Source organism: Halocynthiibacter sp. C4 (genome assembly GCF_028823805.1).
Lineage (GTDB): Bacteria > Pseudomonadota > Alphaproteobacteria > Rhodobacterales > Rhodobacteraceae > Falsihalocynthiibacter > Falsihalocynthiibacter halioticoli.
On record NZ_JAPEIE010000001.1, the window covers coordinates 371,390 to 386,118 of the forward strand.

The 14,729-nt window shown below is 54.4% G+C and carries 12 protein-coding genes; 7 read left to right on the plus strand and 5 right to left on the minus strand.

What is annotated here, in order from left to right; all coding sequences use genetic code 11:
• Nucleotides 1–78: 78 nt before the first annotated feature.
• On the plus strand, nucleotides 79–1,497 hold the full coding sequence (locus OU789_RS01860; protein ID WP_274652777.1) for a YcjX family protein: 1,419 nt from the start codon (nucleotides 79–81) through the stop codon (nucleotides 1,495–1,497).
• Nucleotides 1,494–2,468, plus strand: coding sequence for a YcjF family protein (locus OU789_RS01865; RefSeq protein ID WP_274652779.1), 975 nt, complete (start codon nucleotides 1,494–1,496; stop codon nucleotides 2,466–2,468). Before OU789_RS01860 ends, OU789_RS01865 begins: the two co-directional genes overlap by 4 nt.
• On the opposite strand, the gene OU789_RS01870 is transcribed toward OU789_RS01865, so the two are convergent.
• Nucleotides 2,465–2,884: a group III truncated hemoglobin gene (locus tag OU789_RS01870; protein ID WP_274652781.1), complete on the minus strand. Its 420-nt coding sequence runs from the start codon at nucleotides 2,882–2,884 to the stop codon at nucleotides 2,465–2,467. The two genes, OU789_RS01865 and OU789_RS01870, sit on opposite strands and share 4 nt — an antisense overlap.
• Before the next feature lie 289 nt (nucleotides 2,885–3,173).
• Here OU789_RS01870 and ileS point away from each other — a divergent pair, with 289 nt between their 5' ends.
• On the plus strand, nucleotides 3,174–6,104 hold the full coding sequence (gene ileS, locus OU789_RS01875; protein ID WP_274652783.1) for an isoleucine--tRNA ligase: 2,931 nt from the start codon (nucleotides 3,174–3,176) through the stop codon (nucleotides 6,102–6,104).
• Between the two features lie 51 nt (nucleotides 6,105–6,155).
• On the opposite strand, the gene OU789_RS01880 is transcribed toward ileS, so the two are convergent.
• The 4 genes from OU789_RS01880 to fsa all read right to left on the minus strand — a co-directional run bounded on the left by OU789_RS01880 (nucleotide 6,156) and on the right by fsa (nucleotide 9,380).
• Entirely contained in the window at nucleotides 6,156–6,851 is a 696-nt protein-coding gene (locus OU789_RS01880; protein WP_274652785.1) for a CDP-alcohol phosphatidyltransferase family protein, read from the minus strand.
• A gap of 39 nt (nucleotides 6,852–6,890) precedes the next feature.
• On the minus strand, nucleotides 6,891–7,811 hold the full coding sequence (locus OU789_RS01885) for a tyrosine recombinase XerC (protein ID WP_274652787.1): 921 nt from the start codon (nucleotides 7,809–7,811) through the stop codon (nucleotides 6,891–6,893).
• A complete protein-coding gene (locus OU789_RS01890) occupies nucleotides 7,808–8,512 on the minus strand; it encodes a DUF484 family protein (protein WP_263954165.1) in 705 nt (234 codons plus the stop codon). The genes OU789_RS01885 and OU789_RS01890 overlap by 4 nt, the downstream gene beginning before the upstream one ends.
• Nucleotides 8,513–8,726: 214 nt before the next feature.
• Nucleotides 8,727–9,380 (minus strand): fructose-6-phosphate aldolase, encoded by a 654-nt coding sequence (fsa, locus tag OU789_RS01895; protein WP_263954163.1) that lies wholly within the window; start codon nucleotides 9,378–9,380, stop codon nucleotides 8,727–8,729.
• Between the two features lie 131 nt (nucleotides 9,381–9,511).
• On the opposite strand from fsa, the gene OU789_RS01900 reads away from it, so the two are divergent.
• The 4 genes from OU789_RS01900 to OU789_RS01915 all read left to right on the plus strand — a co-directional run bounded on the left by OU789_RS01900 (nucleotide 9,512) and on the right by OU789_RS01915 (nucleotide 14,641).
• The gene (locus tag OU789_RS01900) at nucleotides 9,512–11,722 is read left to right on the plus strand and encodes a primosomal protein N' (protein WP_274654493.1); all 2,211 of its coding nucleotides are present in this window, start codon (nucleotides 9,512–9,514) and stop codon (nucleotides 11,720–11,722) included.
• Between the two features lie 41 nt (nucleotides 11,723–11,763).
• Nucleotides 11,764–12,990: an MFS transporter gene (locus tag OU789_RS01905; protein ID WP_274652790.1), complete on the plus strand. Its 1,227-nt coding sequence runs from the start codon at nucleotides 11,764–11,766 to the stop codon at nucleotides 12,988–12,990.
• A gap of 50 nt (nucleotides 12,991–13,040) precedes the next feature.
• Nucleotides 13,041–13,685, plus strand: coding sequence for a peptide-methionine (S)-S-oxide reductase MsrA (msrA, locus tag OU789_RS01910; RefSeq protein ID WP_274652792.1), 645 nt, complete (start codon nucleotides 13,041–13,043; stop codon nucleotides 13,683–13,685).
• An 80-nt stretch (nucleotides 13,686–13,765) separates the two neighbouring features.
• On the plus strand, nucleotides 13,766–14,641 hold the full coding sequence (locus tag OU789_RS01915) for a 50S ribosomal protein L11 methyltransferase (protein WP_274652793.1): 876 nt from the start codon (nucleotides 13,766–13,768) through the stop codon (nucleotides 14,639–14,641).
• The last annotated feature ends 88 nt before the right edge of the window (nucleotides 14,642–14,729 follow it).

Sequence of the window (14,729 nt, forward strand, 5' to 3'; positions counted from 1 at the left end):
CGCGCGTCCTTGGCAACTGCCCTAGGAAAATTGCAGCGGAGTGCATAGATTGAGAGAACCAGATTGTGAGGCGAATTCTTGGGCTTGGCAGATATTGCAGATGGCGTAACCCGACAGGTTGAAAGCCTTGGGGCCAGCGTAAACGAAACCCTTTTCGAGCCAACCGTGCGCCTTGGCGTGACGGGTCTTAGCCGTGCGGGTAAAAGCGTTTTCATCACATCGCTGGTGGCCAACCTGCTTAAACGCGGACGGATGCCGCAGCTTACGGCACTAACCGATGGCACGCTGCGCTCGGTTTATCTACAGCCGCAACCCGACGACACTATTGCGCGCTTCCCCTATGAAACACATCTTGCCAAGTTGACCGGCCCAGACCCAGTTTGGCCCGAAAATACCCGAAGCGTGAGTGAGCTTCGATTGTCGTTTCGTGTTAAATCCAAGGGGCTCATAGCGGGGCTAACTGGTGAGCGGACCGTTCATCTGGATATTGTTGATTACCCGGGGGAATGGCTTCTGGATCTTGCGTTGATGGACAAGAGCTATGCGGAATGGTCAGAGAATGCGTTGGCACGGATTCAGGCTCAAGAGGGTGGTGCCGACCTCACGAAGAAGCTCTCGGAGGCTGATGGCTCTGCCCCATTCGAAGAACCGCGCGCACAGGAACTGGCCGCGCTATACACCGAATTTTCTCGCGCGGCGCATCTGAACGGATTGAGCAGCGGCGCACCGGGGCGCGTGATCCTTCCTGGTGAACTGGAGGGCTCTCCAGTGCTGACATTTGTTCCGCTACCTATGGCCGAGCGCTTTTCACGTGGTTCTTTCGGACGCGAGATGGAACGGCGCTATGAGGCGTATAAATCGCAAGTCGTGAAGCCGTTTTTCCGCGACCATTTTGCTCGGATTGATCGGCAAATCGTGTTGGTTGATGTGCTTAAAGCGCTGCATCGTGGCCCTGCCGCTGTCGAGGATTTGCGCAATACGATGGGTGATATTCTTGCGGGCTTTAGGCCGGGCAAGTCGCGCTGGTTAACCAGTCTGCTAGGCGGGAAACGGGTGGAACGGATGCTCTTTGCCGCGACCAAGGCTGATCATCTCCATCATACACAGCATCCACAATTGGCCGCGATTACGTCAGCTTTGCTGGAGCAGGCCAAATCGCGCGCGGATTTCTCTGGAGCGCAAACGCGGGCCATGGCCATCGCCGCTTTGCGCACAACAACCGAAGCAACGATAACCCACGAAGGCCGTGCGCTTGACTGTGTTCGCGGCAGGGTCGAGGGGCGCGATAAGCAGGTCGCTTTCTATGCGGGCCAATTGCCCAAAGATCCCTCTCAAGTTCTAACGGCGCTTCAAAATGGTGCTGACGAATGGAAAGGGTTTTCGGTTGAAAGCCAGCGATTTTTGCCTGCAGCCCTGAACCTGAAACCTGATGAAGGCCCGCCGCATATCCGGTTGGATCAGGCCGTTGATTTTCTGATTGGGGATAAGCTGCGATGAGTAAAGATAAACCGATCCTTATCGAGATTTCAGACCCCGAAGAATCGCCTGCTGAAGCACCCGCTGTGCCTGAACTTGGCGAGTCCTCAGCTTTGCAATCAACTGCGCGATATATGGCAAAGCCTACATCGCGACTGGCCAAATGGTTTTGGGGCAGCTTGTTGGCGTTTTTGGGGTTTGGCCTTTCGATTGCGGCATGGAATTTTGTAACCGGACTGATCGAACAGAATGTAGTGCTCGGGTATGTTGCTGCCGGACTTCTGGGCATCTTCCTGATTGTGTTGCTCATCGTGGCGCTCAAGGAAATTGCTGGATTTGTGCGTTTAGGGCGGATCGATTCACTACAGAAAGAAGCAGCGCATGCCTATGCCGCTGCTGATTTGACGCCTGCACAAGATGTCGTCTCGCGGCTTGAACGGCTTTACGCCAACCGCCCAGAAACCGAGTGGGGGCAGGCGCGTTTAAATGACCGGAAAGACGAGCAACTGGATGCCGATGCTTTGCTGGCGTTGGCCGAAAACGAAATACTCGCTCCACTTGATGATATGGCGCGCCTAGAAATTGAAGCAACCGCGCGTCAAGTTGCGACTGTTACAGCGTTTGTTCCGATTGCGCTCGCCGATGTGTTCGCTGCACTGAGTTTGAATCTTAGAATGATCCGCCGCATTGCCGAAATATACGGTGGACGCGCTGGCTTTCTTGGAAGTTGGCGGTTGACCAAAGTTGTTATGGCGCACCTTGTCGCAACAGGCGCTGTGGCGGTTGGTGACGATATGATTGGTTCGATCGCGGGTGGCGGGGTAATGAGCAAAATCTCACGTCGCTTTGGCGAAGGCGTGATCAATGGAGCGTTGACGGCGCGCGTTGGGGTTGCGGCAATGGAGACATGTCGACCGTTACCATTCGTTGCCAAAAAGCGCCCTGGCGTGACAAAACTGGTGCAGCGCGCGCTTACGGGGCTGTTTAGCTAGGAAAATACGGGCGGTTGATCTCTGGGCTGCCGGACCGAAGCAATCCCCATCCGTAAACCGCGGCCAATGCGATGCGCCAAAGCAGAGAATGAGCGTGCAGTTTCGGGGCGCAGCTCTTCTGCGAGCACCTCATCAAAGAGGTCAAGCCAGAGCGCGAAATGTTCGGGCGTGATCGCGGGAACCTGCATGTGCACCTGCATCGGATTGCCGGAATATTCGCGTTCAAAAAGGATAGCGTTGCGCCAGAATGCGGCAATCTTCGCCTCATGTGGCCGCCATACCTGTGCCGTTTTGCCAAGCCGCTCAATAAAGATCGGACCAAGTACATCATGCGCACGGATGCGTTTGTAAAACTGCGCCACCACGCGGTCGATCTCTTGGGGTGTAATGTCAAAACGTGCGAGCGGATGGGACATGATATTACCTTTCCACTCTTCAATATTCCGTTCACTCATCGTGTGAAACACGCCCAATTGACGCAGAGGCCTAGGAAACAGCGCGAAATTTCAACAGAGAAGCCCCCGAGCGCACGGGTTTCGCTAGACCATAGGGAAAGGCGGCTCTATAACGCGCCTATGATGATACATCACTCGATCATTATTCGAATTATTTGCCCGGCGCTCTAAAGCAGGAGACGCCGGGAAAAGGCGTAAGCCATGCGCGCCGCCCTTCGCCGAAAATGAATACCGTTTAAGGACCACATCCATGTGCGCCGACACGACCGAAACACCCGACTATAAATCCACTCTGAACCTGCCGAAAACCGATTTTCCGATGCGGGCAGGGCTTCCTAAGCGCGAACCCGGCTGGCTTGACCGCTGGGCAAAGATCGGCGTTTATGACCGCCTTCGCGAAGAGGCCGCCGCTAAGAAAGGCACTGATGCCGAGCGCAAGGTATTCACGCTGCATGACGGCCCGCCCTATGCGAACGGGCACCTCCATATCGGTCACGCGCTGAACAAAACGATCAAAGACATCATCGTCCGCAGCCATCAGATGATGGGATTTGATGCCCGCTACATTCCGGGGTGGGATTGCCACGGCCTTCCGATTGAATGGAAGATCGAAGAGAAATATCGCCAAAAGGGTAAAAACAAAGACGACGTGCCAATCAACGACTTCCGCGCGGAGTGCCGTAAGTTTGCCCAAGGTTGGGTCGACGTGCAGCGCGAGGAATTCAAGCGCATTGGCGTAACGGGCAACTGGGAAAATCCGTACCTGACGATGGATTTCCACGCCGAGCGTGTGATCGCCGAGGACTTCATGAAGTTCTTGATGAACGGCACGCTGTACCAAGGTTCCAAGCCTGTGATGTGGTCGCCAGTTGAAAAAACCGCGCTGGCCGAAGCGGAGATCGAATACCACGATCACAAGAGCCACACGATCTGGGTGCCGTTTAAGGTTGTTTCTGGTTCTGAAGCGCTGAAGGGCGCGCGGGTTGTCATCTGGACAACGACTCCGTGGACCATCCCGTCGAACAAGGCCGTCGCTTACAACAATGGCATTTCCTACGGCCTTTACCGCGTTGAGGCGACTGAAGAAGAAAGCTGGACTGCACCAGGTGATCTCTACGTTCTAGCGGATACACTCGCCGAAGATACGCTCGGCAAATCCCGTGTAACGGAGTTTACGCGCGTTTCTGATGTTGCCGCATCCGATCTCGAAGGTGCAGTTTGCGCGCACCCCTTCGCGGGTCTCGACGATGCTGACGGTTTCTGGGATTACGAAGTGCCGCTCATCGATGGCGATCACGTAACCGATGACGCCGGTACCGGTTTCGTGCACACCGCGCCAAGCCATGGTGCCGACGACTACGAGGCCTTTGTAAAGCGCAACTGGCTAGACCGGATGACTCACAACGTGGGCGAAGAATCCGAATTCTTGCCTCATGTTCCGTTCTTTGCCGGGCTTCAGGTCTTTGACCGTAAGGGCAAAGAGGGCAAAGCCAACAACGCTGTGATTGCCAAACTGGTTGAGGCCGGAGGCATCATCGCGCGTGGCCGTGTAACGCACAGCTACCCGCATTCTTGGCGGTCCAAAGCGCCGATCATCTTCCGCAACACGCCACAGTGGTTTGCCGCGATTGACCGCGAAGTTGGTGATGGCAAAGACACCTTTGGCAAGACCATCCGCGAGCGCGCGCTGACCGAAATCGACAACGTAAAGTGGACGCCGCAATCGGGCCGCAACCGCCTTTATTCGATGATGGAAAGCCGTCCGGATTGGGTCTTGTCGCGCCAGCGTGCGTGGGGCGTTCCGCTAACATGCTTTACCAAAGTTGGCGCATTGCCGACCGATGCGGACTTCCTTCTGCGCAACGAAGAGGTCAACGCGCGGATCGTTGAAGCGATTGAGGCTGAGGGTGCGGATGCATGGTATGCCGAGGGCGCAAAGGAGCGCTTCCTCAGCGGGATCGTGGACCCTGCGGACTATGAGCAGGTTTTCGATATTCTTGACGTGTGGTTTGACTCTGGCTCGACCCATAGTTTTGTTCTGCGCGACCGTGAAGACGGCTCGGACGACGGTATCGCCGATGTCTACATGGAAGGCACCGACCAGCACCGCGGCTGGTTCCATAGCTCGCTTCTACAAAGCTGTGGCACCAATGGCCGCGCGCCCTATCGCAATGTGGTAACCCATGGCATGACGCTCGATGAGAAGGGCATGAAGATGTCCAAGTCCATCGGCAACACCATCGTGCCAGAGAAGGTTATCCAGCAATACGGCGCTGATATCTTGCGTCTTTGGGTTGCCCAAACGGATTACACATCTGACCAGCGGATTGGCCCTGAAATCCTCAAAGGCGTGGCAGATAGCTACCGCCGTTTGCGGAATACAATGCGGTTTATGCTTGGCTCGCTCGCAGAGTTCAGTGAAGCGGACCGTGTTGCACCCGAGGATATGCCAGAGCTTGAGCGCTTGGTTCTGCATCGTTTGGCAGAGCTGGATCACACTGTGCGCAAAGGCTATGCCGCCTTTGATTTCCAAGGTGTGTTCCAATCGGTGTTCAACTTTGCGACTTTGGACCTGTCAGCGTTCTATTTCGATATTCGCAAAGATGCGCTCTACTGTGACGGTAATACGCTCCAACGCCGTGCGGCGCGCACAGTGCTTGATATCCTTTACCATCGGATAACAACGTGGCTGGCCCCGATCCTGATTTTCACAATGGAAGAAGTTTGGCTTGAGCGATACGGCGATGACGATAGCTCCGTTCACCTGACAGATTTCCCAGATACGCCAGCGGATTGGCTTAACGAGCCGCTGGCCGCGAAATGGGAAGGCGTGCGCAAGGCGCGTCGTGTCGTGACGGCTGCGCTTGAAATCCAGCGTCAGGAAAAGGTTATCGGTGCGAGCCTTGAAGCAGGGCCGGTTGTGCATGTGCGCGACGAAGCGGTTCTGGCTGCGCTCAAATCCCTGCCGTTCGATGACATCTGCATCACATCTTCGGTTCAGCTTTCGGGCGATCCGATCCCCGCAGAAGCGTTCCGCCTGCCGGAAATCGAAGGTATTGGCGTTGTATTTGAGCCCGCAGAGGGCGAGAAATGTCAGCGGTGCTGGAAGGTTTTGCCAGAGGTTGGGCAGCATAAACACGAAGGCGTTTGTGGCCGTTGTGATGAGGCGCTCAGCGAATAGGCTATCTGCAAGAGGTTTAATTGGGGCGGTGCGGTCTTCGCGCCGCCCTTTTTATTTGGCGCGGACGGGTATGATTTGCTGCGCGATGCCTGCAAACAGCAGGTACAGGGTCGTAAGTCCAAGCCCCCAATGCGCCCAGCTCTGGGAGTCGAAATCGACCCACGCGGCCCAGCCCGCAAAAAAGGTCCAAGCAAGTGCGATGGGCAGCGAGAGAGTGCGCCAACGTTCTGTGCGAACAGGATGAATGAACTTGAGCGGCGCAAACATCGCAAGAGCAAGAAGGACGACCCCAACCAGCATAATCCAGAAATTCGGCTGAAGTGCGAAGTATACGATAACAACCATATTCCAGCATCCGGGGAAGCCTAGGAAGGAGTTATCCTTTGTTTTCATGCGTGTATCGGCAAAATAAAGCGCGCTGGCGAAGGTGATCACGATGATGGCAATCCATCCAGTCCAACCAGGTAATAGGCCTGACTTGAATAGCGCATAGGCCGGAATGAACACATACGTCAGATAGTCGATTATCAGGTCGAGCAACACACCATCGATTTGTGGCGCATTGGATTTTACATCAAAGTGACGCGCGAGCGGTCCGTCGATACCGTCGACGAAGAACGCCACGACAAGCCACAGGAACATAACGCTCCATGCCTGCTCTACCGCCGAGAGAAGCGCGAGCATCGCAAAAACTGCACCGGTCGCGGTAAAGAGATGGACGAAATAAGCTTTGTGTTCTTTGGTCATACGCTTTGATGGCTGAATTAGTGCTTCAGTGCAATCAGCTTAGGCGCGGGGATGAGTTTTTTCATAGACCTGCATGAGCCGAGCGGTATCGACGGCGGTATAGTTCTGGGTTGTGGACAGAGAAGCATGCCCAAGCAGCTCTTGAATGCTGCGTAGATCGCCACCCGCCGAAAGAAGATGCGTGGCAAAGGAATGGCGCAGCGCATGGGGCGTTACACTAGAGGGTAGGCCGAGTTGCATGCGGGTTTTCGCCATCGTGTCTTGAACCGTACGGGCCTTGAGCGGTCCGCCGCGGACAGCATAGAAAAGCGGTGTTTTTGCAGAGAGCTCGTAGGGACAGGCTTTGGCGTAATTCGCAATCGCATGTTGTGTTGTAGGTAACACAGGCACGATACGTTCTTTGTTGCCCTTGCCGATAATGCGTAAGGTTGCGGGCATGTCGGCCATATCGCCTGTTAGCGCCAAAGCTTCCGATATCCTTAGTCCGCAGCCGTAAAGTAACGTAACCAAGGCAACGTCACGCAGGCCAACCCATTGCTTGGTTGATTGTAACTCTACGCATTCGATGATTGCGCGCGCTGCCGGAATGTCGACGGGGCGCGGAAGTTTTTTGTGAAATTTTGGTGCACGTGTCGAAAGAACTGGAGTCGCATCAAAACCTTCTCGTTCTGAAAACCAATTATAGAAGCTTTTGACCGCAGAGAGTTCGCGTGCAAGCGACTTAGGCGAAATACCGCGACTGCGTTCATGCGCAAGCCACGCACGCATATCTTGCAAGGTCAGGCGCTTGAGCGCAGATGTCCCAAGGCTGCCGTCAAATCGCGAGGCCATGAACGAGAGGAACGCCAATAGATCGGTTTGGTAGGCGGTAATCGTATTGTCAGCAACGGCTTGTAGTGCGCGCTTGTTTGCGAGCCAGTCGTCCAGCAGTGCGCTGGCGGCTGGGGGAATTGCGCTCACGACAACCAGCGGCGCATGATCCGTTCAAATACGCCGCCAAAGAAACCAAGCAAATCCGTTCCTTGGTCCGCCTTGAACATATGCGGGTCTTCTGCTCCCAAGAGTAGCAAGCCAGGAAGGCGATTTTGACCAAGGTCGAGCTTAAGTGCCGCTTCGGATCGAATATAACCGGCGGCTTCGCCATAGATGTGGTCATTGTTCGGATGGATTTGACGAAGAGTAACAGGGCGCACAGGCACATTCCTGCCTTGGCTCAAGTAGCCGTCAACGAAACCGGGGTCCGCGACTGTCAGAACTGCGCCAAGGCGTTTCACAAGCGGGTCATCACCGTTTTCGGTGCTTTCCAGAACAAGGCGCACGCTGTCAACACGCAGGATTTGTGCAACTTCGCCGCCAAGTTCTTTCAGGAAGCTCTCGAAATCTGTAGGGTCCAACATACGCAGAATAGCACGATGGACCTGATTGGTTCCTGCGAGGTTTTCATAGGCGGCAGCAATGACGGATCGGTGCGTGTCTTCAAGGCGATCAAGCCGAGTTTCAAGCCGCTCCATTGCGATCCCGCGCAGATCAACAATATTGTCTCCGAGTGAGCGTTCGTTTGCGGCAACAAGGGCGCGCATAAGATCTTGATCCTCTAGAATAACATCAGGATCAGAGATGATTTTCTCGCGAAGTTCTTCTTGAAATTTTACGCTGCTCAACGTGCCTGCCTCGTCATCTTTATTGCCCAAACCGCGGATTTTTCCGTCTGAATTGGCGCGAAAACTACTCTCAACTTGCAGTTTTCTAACATGCAGGTGCGTTCAATGCACTCAAAAATCTCCATGTGCAGGGGCGAGTACTCAAATGCCAGTTGCAAAAAAGCCCGCCGGAGAAAGATCACCGACGGGCTTTGAAATCAGATTTGCAATCGGATCAGAGGATTTTCTGACCTGTTTTTGCCCAGTCTGCCATGAATGCATCAAGGCCAGATTTGGTAAGCGGGTGATCAGCCATTTTTTTGATCACGCCTGGAGGTGCAGTACAGACGTCAGCACCGATCAGCGCACAATCTTTCATGTGGTTGACGGAACGGATCGAGGCAGCCAGAATTTCGGTCTCGAAAGCGTAATTGTCATAGATGGTGCGAATGTCGGCAATCAGGTCCAGACCGTCAACATTGATGTCGTCCAAGCGGCCGATGAATGGCGAAATGAATGTCGCGCCGGCTTTGGCCGCGAGAAGCGCTTGGTTTGCAGAGAAACACAGAGTTACGTTGACTTTGGTGCCTGCGTCGCTAAGCGTCTTACACGTCTTCAAACCCGCCCATGTCAGAGGGACTTTGACACAGATGTTTTCAGCGATCTCTGCCAGTTTACGACCCTCGGCGATCATTTCGTCAGCTTCGAGTGCAACAACTTCGGCGGAAACAGGACCTTCGACGAGGTCGCAGATTTCTTTTGTGACTTCGATAATGTCGCGGCCGGATTTCATGATCAGGGACGGGTTGGTTGTTACGCCGTCCACCATGCCGAGGTCATTGAGTTCGGCAATCGCGGCAACATCCGCAGTATCAACAAAGAATTTCATGAGAGTGTTCCTAGTTTGGTTGGGCTCTATCCGGCGCCTGTTTACCTCAAGTTATGCCCCGTCGAAACCCCAAAAGGCAGAGTGTTGATATGACAGGGCAATTGAGCTTTGGCGGATCGCCGGAGTCAGGGATGAGTGCGGAAGGTCTAGATAATGACCATGATTTTCCAGAAGGCGCGCTTGTTTCTGTGCTCACCACACAGCCGATTGATCGATTCCTTGATTACAAAGCGCCAGAAGGTGGCTGCTCTATCGGGAGTTTTGTCGAGGTTCCTTTGGGGCCGCGTAAAACCTTGGGCGTTGTCTGGGACAAGGGCGATGGAAAGTTCGATCCTTCAAAGATCCGCAAGATAAGCCGCGTCCTTGATGTTGCGCCCATGGGGCAGGATATGCGGGATTTCCTGTCACGCGCCGCCGAATATACGATCACACCATTAACTCAGATGCTTCGACTGGCAACGCGTGCACCGGGCTTATCTGATCCGCCATCCATGCAGAAAATTTATCGGTTGGGCGACGGTGTACCAGACCGGATGACCCCCGCGCGGACGCGTGTGATCGAAACCTTGCAAGAATACGGCGGGCTTGGCTTCACGCTTGGCGAAGTTGCCAACTTGGCTGGTGTCTCCACATCCGTTGTAAAAGGTCTTGTTAAGTTCGGAACCGTTCTTGAGTTGGATACGCCGCGAGATGGACCTTTCCCAACATTGCAAGCAGGGTTTGGCGCGGTTGATCTGACTGAGGATCAATACAGCGCCGCCGAGGAATTGCGTAAAAGCGTTGCGACGGAGGACTATGAGTCCTTCTTGCTTAAAGGGGTTACGGGGTCTGGCAAAACAGAAGTCTACATGGAAGCCATCGCCGAGTGTTTGCGCAAAGGTCGGCAGGCATTGGTTCTATTGCCGGAGATTGCACTTACGGCAGAGTTTCTGTCGCGCGTTGAAAAGAGGTTCGGCGCGCGCCCTGCAGAATGGCATTCCGGCGTAACAATGACCGAACGCCGCCGTGTGTGGCGCATGGTCGGAGAGGGTAACGCGCAACTTGTTGTTGGGGCCCGCTCGGCGCTTTACTTGCCGTTTCGAGACTTGGGTTTGATTGTCGTCGATGAGGAGCACGACACCTCTTATAAGCAAGACGATGGCGTTCTCTATTCGGCGCGAGATATGAGCGTCTTGCGCGCGACCTATTGTGGGGCAACCGTTATTCTTGCCTCTGCAACGCCAAGTTTGGAAACTTGGGCCAATGCAGAGGCAGGAAAATACCGGCGCCTTGATCTTGAAAGCCGGTTCGGGGAGGCGCAGCTGCCTGATCTGAAAGCCATTGATATGCGGTCCGAGCAGCTACCCTCTGCGCGGTGGATATCGCCGACACTTACCGCAGCGGTTAAGGCAAGAGTCGACGCAGGCGAACAGGCCTTGTTGTTTATCAACCGACGTGGATATGCCCCGACGACGCTTTGCCGTGCGTGCGGCGTTCAGATCGGTTGTGAGCAATGTGATGCCCGCATGGTCGAACATCGTTTTCTTAAGCGGCTTGTTTGCCACCAATGCGGCGAGACCAAACCGATGCCAACGGCCTGCCCGAGCTGTGAAGTCGAAGGCAAACTCGCGCCCATCGGCCCCGGCGTCGAACGCCTTGCCGAGGAGGTCGCCGAGTTGTTTCCCGATGCACGCGTGGCGGTTTTGTCGAGTGATTTGTTCGGCTCGGCGCGCGCGTTGAAAGAGCAGATCACATCCATTGCCGAAGGCGGTGCAGATATCATCATCGGAACGCAGCTTGTGGCAAAAGGGCATAACTTTCCGAACCTTACGCTCGTGGGAGTCATCGATGCGGATCTCGGTTTGCAGGGCAGCGATCTCCGTGCCGCAGAACGGAGCTTTCAATTGATGCGGCAGGTTTCTGGCCGTGCGGGCAGGTCGGAGAAAAAAGGCGTTGCTCTGTTGCAGACCTATCAGCCCGAACATCCCGTTATTCGCGCAATCCTATCTGGCGATGAAGAAGCGTTTTGGCAGGCCGAAGCGCATGAACGTCAAGCCGCTGGCGTGCCGCCTTATGGGCGAATGGCCGGGATCGTGCTTTCCTCGCCCGATGTTCAGGCTGTATTTGATCTAGGGGCGGACATGGCACGGCGTGATGCGCCGCTACGAAAGATTGGCGCGCAAGTCTTCGGGCCGGCCCCCGCACCAATCGCACGCATTCGCGGACGGCATCGGGTTCGGCTGTTGGTTAAAGCAGAGAAGTCTGTGCCTCTTCAGCGTGCCCTGTCTGAATGGGCGGTGCAGTTCAAGATTCCAGCCAACTTGCGACTCTCCATCGATATTGATCCGCAGAATTTTTACTAATCTGCCTTTTGTCAGTCGGCGTTTAAGCGTAAAGCGCCCGTATGACAAAGTTTCCCCTCAAAGACATCGACCAGCTTCCAGTTTGGCGTCGGCCTGTTGCGCTCTTGGTTCTTGCGTCCATTGCGGTGCCGATTGCGTTCTCAACGTGGCTCGCACTGTTGAACAACTTTGTGATTGAGGTTGCTGGATTTGACGGGGCAGATATCGGGCTTCTGCATACTATTCGTGAAATTCCCGGATTTTTGGCAATTGGGGTTGCTGCAGTTCTGCTGATTATGCGCGAGCAAGTTTTGGCGATGGTCTCGCTGTTGCTCCTTATTGTGGCCACCGCGGTTACGGGGTTTTTCCCATCGCTTGGCGGCATCCTTTTGGTGACGTTCATCAGTTCGGTTGGATTTCACTATTTTGAAACGGTCAATCATTCGCTTCAGTTGCAGTGGCTGCCTAAAGACAAGGCGCCGCAAATTCTTGGTTGGCTGGCGGCTGTTGGTTCGGTCGCTACGCTTGTTGCCTACGTCGCAATTGTAATGACGTGGGAGCGTTTTGGCCTGCAATACACCGAGGTTTTCCTGATCTCCGGCGGTGTGGCGGCGGTTATCGCGCTGTATTGTGTCTTTGCGTTTCCGCAGTTTGAATCCGATGTCGTGCAACGCAAAAGCATTGTATTGCGCCGACGGTACTGGCTTTATTACGCGCTCGAGTTTCTCGCCGGAGCGCGCCGCCAAATCTTTGTGGTCTTTGCCGGATTCATGATGGTCGAGAAATACGGATTTGCGGTTCATGAAATAACCGCGCTTTATCTTGTGAACTTGATTGCCAATATCGTACTGGCGCCGTTGGCGGGGAAAGCAATCGCACACTTTGGCGAACGGACAGCGCTCGTGTTTGAATACGCGGGGCTTGCGCTAGTGTTCTTTGCTTATGCTGGGCTGTATGTATACGGCTGGGGCGTTTGGTTGGCGATGGCGCTCTATATTGTGGACCACATGCTCTTTGCGCTGCGAATGGCTTTGAAAACCTATTTCCAAAAAATTGCGAACCCTGCCGATATTGCGACTTCTGCAGCGGTTACGTTCACGATCAATCACATCGCAGCGGTATTCCTTCCTGTACTTCTTGGGCTGCTATGGATCGTTGATCCGGCGATGGTATTTGGCACGGCTTCGGTTATTGCCTGCGGCTCGCTTGCGTTGTCGTTTCTATTGCCTCGTCATCCCGCTCCAGGGCGCGAAACGCGGTTTTCGAGCGGCGCGGTTCCTGCAGAGTAGAAATCAGCAAGAAGGCAGCATATATTCAATCCACACTCATGGGAGAAAATATGTTTCATTCCGCAAAAGATACGATGATCACCAAAGAACAGGCTCTGCCGGGGCGTGATACACACATTCCAACAGCAGACGTTCATTTCCTGAGTAACCGTCCGCTGGACCTGAGCGTGCCAGAGGGTATGGAGGTTGCAATTTTCGGGATGGGCTGTTTCTGGGGCGTTGAGCGGTTATTCTATCAACTCGACGGTGTGTATCTCACCATGGTTGGGTATCTTGGCGGCTTCACTCCAAATCCGACATACGAAGAGGTTTGCACAGGCAAAACAGGCCACAATGAAGTTGTGCGTGTTGTGTTTGATCCGGCGAAAATTTCGTATGACACGTTGCTACAGCATTTCTGGGAGGGGCATGACCCAACACAGGGTATGCGCCAAGGAAACGACCGTGGTACACAATACCGATCTGGCATTTACACGTTTTCCGACGCCCAGACAGAAGCCGCAGAGGCAAGCCGCGCGCTTTACGCACACCGATTGCGGCGGGCGGGCTATGGTGCGGTAACAACGGAAATAGAACCGGCTGGGCCATTCTATTTCGCCGAAGACTACCATCAGCAGTATCTCGCGAAAAACCCGACAGGCTATTGCGGCATCGGCGGAACAGGCGTGACCTGTCCAATCGGCTTGGCGGTTTAGGATCGCTTGACCTCTTCAAGGGCGGCGCGTAGTGAAATCCGAGCACATAGCCGCTCGCGCAATCTGAACAAGAGGTACAAATGCCTACATTCACAGCACTGACAACGTTGCAAGGCAAGGCCGAGGCCAACAAGCTCGGCGAAGCCATGGAAAACATGACCGTTGAACCAACGGGTGTTGGTGTTTTCGAAGTTGAGGACGGCTCTGGTCTTTGGGAAGTTGGCGGTTATTTCCTTGAGGCGCCGGACGAGGGAGAATTGGCACTACTGTCCGCCATGGCGGGGGCGAAACCATTCGTAGTATCCGAAGTGCCGGATGTAGACTGGGTTGCCCACGTAAAGCGCGAGCTTGCGCCAGTTCCTGCTGGGCGGTTTTATGTATACGGCAGCCACGATGCGGATACCGTTCCTGACGACGCGGTGCCATTGTTGATTGATGCGGCTATGGCATTTGGAACAGGTCATCACGGAACAACGCTCGGATGCCTTCAGGCACTTGATCGTTTGGCAACCGAAGGGTTTGTCGGCAAGAACGTGGCGGATATTGGATGTGGCACGGCGGTTCTTGCTATGGCCGCTGCGCGGATCTGGCCAGGTGTCGTTTTGGCGAGTGACATCGATGAGGTTGCGGTTGAAGTTGCTGAAAACAACGTGAAAGCCAATAACCTAGAAGGGCGCGTTGAGTGTGTGGAAGCTGCGGGCTTCGAGCATCCAACCCTAAAGGCGAAAGCGCCGTTTGATCTTGTTTTTGCGAATATCCTTAAGGGGCCTTTGGTTGGTCTTTGTCCTGATATGGCGGCCAACATTGCGCCAGAAGGATACGCGATTCTGTCTGGAATCTTGAACGAGCAGGCCGATGAGGTCATTGAAGTTTATACACAAAATGGCTTCAATCTTATCGAAAAGCAGCGGATTGTTGACTGGACGACGCTACTTATTCAGCGAAAAGCCTCGTAAAAGCCTTGAAAGACACGCCATAGCCACATCCGCCACATTCTCGCCACATTTTGTTAAGAAAATTCATATTCTTAAGTATAGTATTGAG

Bases quoted from the DNA above. Each gene is read 5' to 3' on its own strand.
- OU789_RS01865 (WP_274652779.1), top strand. From the start codon at position 1,494: ATGAGTAAAGATAAACCGATCCTTATCGAGATTTCAGACCCCGAAGAA.
- OU789_RS01870 (WP_274652781.1), bottom strand. From the start codon at position 2,884: ATGTCCCATCCGCTCGCACGTTTTGACATTACACCCCAAGAGATCGAC.
- ileS (WP_274652783.1), top strand. From the start codon at position 3,174: ATGTGCGCCGACACGACCGAAACACCCGACTATAAATCCACTCTGAAC.
- OU789_RS01880 (WP_274652785.1), bottom strand. From the start codon at position 6,851: ATGACCAAAGAACACAAAGCTTATTTCGTCCATCTCTTTACCGCGACC.
- fsa (WP_263954163.1), bottom strand. From the start codon at position 9,380: ATGAAATTCTTTGTTGATACTGCGGATGTTGCCGCGATTGCCGAACTC.
- OU789_RS01900 (WP_274654493.1), top strand. From the start codon at position 9,512: ATGAGTGCGGAAGGTCTAGATAATGACCATGATTTTCCAGAAGGCGCG.
- OU789_RS01905 (WP_274652790.1), top strand. From the start codon at position 11,764: ATGACAAAGTTTCCCCTCAAAGACATCGACCAGCTTCCAGTTTGGCGT.
- msrA (WP_274652792.1), top strand. From the start codon at position 13,041: ATGTTTCATTCCGCAAAAGATACGATGATCACCAAAGAACAGGCTCTG.
- OU789_RS01915 (WP_274652793.1), top strand. From the start codon at position 13,766: ATGCCTACATTCACAGCACTGACAACGTTGCAAGGCAAGGCCGAGGCC.